Source organism: Microbispora sp. H10836 (assembly GCF_012999525.1).
Taxonomy (GTDB): Bacteria; Actinomycetota; Actinomycetes; order Streptosporangiales; family Streptosporangiaceae; genus Microbispora.
Genome location: NZ_JABBWU010000056.1, coordinates 1 through 1,586, shown reverse-complemented (window position 1 = coordinate 1,586; position 1,586 = coordinate 1). Strand labels below are relative to the sequence as shown.

General features: G+C 66.2%; 1 protein-coding gene. It reads left to right on the top strand.

Annotation, left to right across the window (positions count from 1 at the left end):
• Positions 1 to 229: 229 nt before the first annotated feature.
• The gene (locus tag HHX30_RS40205) at positions 230 to 1,498 is read left to right on the top strand and encodes an IS110 family transposase (RefSeq protein WP_169989195.1); all 1,269 of its coding nucleotides are present in this window, start codon (positions 230 to 232) and stop codon (positions 1,496 to 1,498) included.
• Positions 1,499 to 1,586 lie beyond the last annotated feature (88 nt).

Below are 1,586 nucleotides of genomic sequence, written 5' to 3'. Positions count from 1 at the left end.
TTAGTCTCCAATCTCCCCCTGGCGGAGCAGGCCGTTCGGGCCTGAAAATCGGGGTGGTTGCTCGCTGACGTCGTATCTCCTTGGTCGTTCAGGCCGTGCTTTAGTCGGACGCCGGGAGCCACGCCTGTGGGCCTTTCACTGTTGCTTTGAGCACGCGGATCAGATTCGCTACCGTCCCCTGCGGCTCCCGCGGGCAACCACCCCAGTTCCCCGGTGGTAAGGAGGCCCGATGCTCGCCCATACCCACGACACCGAAGAGATCATCGACAGGGTCGCCGCGCTGGACGTCGGCAAGGCCACCCTGGTGTGCTGCGCCCGCGTCCCCGACGACAAGAAGCCGGGCAGGCGACTGCAGGAGGTGCAGACGTACACGACGATGACGCGGTCGCTGCTGTCGATGAGCGATCGGCTGCGCTGCCTAGGCGTCACCCGCGTGGTGATGGAGGCCACCTCCGACTACTGGAAGCCCGTGTTCTACTTGCTTGAGGCCCAAGGGTTCGAGGTCTGGCTGGTCAACGCCCGCGACGTCAAGCACCTGCCCGGCCGCCCGAAGACCGACAAGCTGGACGCGGTCTGGCTGGCCAAGGTTGCTGAACGCCAGATGCTGCGGCCCAGCTTCGTGCCGCCGCCGGCGATCCGGCTGCTGCGCGACCTGACCCGCTACCGGGTGGACTTGGTGGAGGCCCGCACCGCCGAGAAGCAGCGGGTGGAAAAGCTCCTGGAAGACGCGCAGATCAAGCTGAGCGTAGTGGCCTCCGACATCTTCGGTGTCTCTGGCCGCGCCATGATGGCCGCCCTTATCAAAGGAGAGCGCAGCCCGAAGACGCTGGCGCAGCTGGCGCGCTCCAGTCTGCGCGGCAAGATCTCCGCGTTGGAGGAGGCCTTCACCGGCCGCTTCTCCGACCACCACGCGTTCCTGCTGGCCACGATGCTGGCCCGAGTCGATGCGATCAACACCGACATCGCCGCCCTCGATCAGAAGATCACCCAACAGATCGCCCCGCTGACTGCGGCGGTCGAGCGTCTGGATGAGGTTCCCGGAATTGGTCTGACCGCCGCGCATGCGATCATCGCCGAGATCGGCCTGGACATGAGCCGCTTCCCCACCGCCGCGCACCTGACCTCCTGGGCGCGGTTCGCCCCCACGGTCAAAGAGTCCGCCGGCAAGCGAAAAGGGAAGAACACCACCGGACACGGTAACCGCTACCTGGCCCGCACCCTCGGCGAAGCCGCGGTCGTCGTCGGCCGCACCGACACCTTCCTCGGCGAGCGCTACCGCAGGATCGTCCGACGCAAGGGAAAGAAGCGGGCCATCGTCGCGGTCGGCCGCTCCATCCTGGTCATCATCTGGCACCTGCTGTCCGACCCCGATGCACATTTCGTCGATCTCGGCGCCGACTTCTACACCCGGCGCACCAACCCCGACCGCAGGAAGCACAACCACATCCGCGAGCTCGAAGCTCTCGGCTATCGCGTCACCCTCGAACCGGCTGCGTGACTATCCCGGTCTGCGCGCCCCTGCTCCGCATCACCACGTGAGGTTCGCTGCCGCGTGCCTGGTGAATGTCCGATTTTCGGATCAGGAG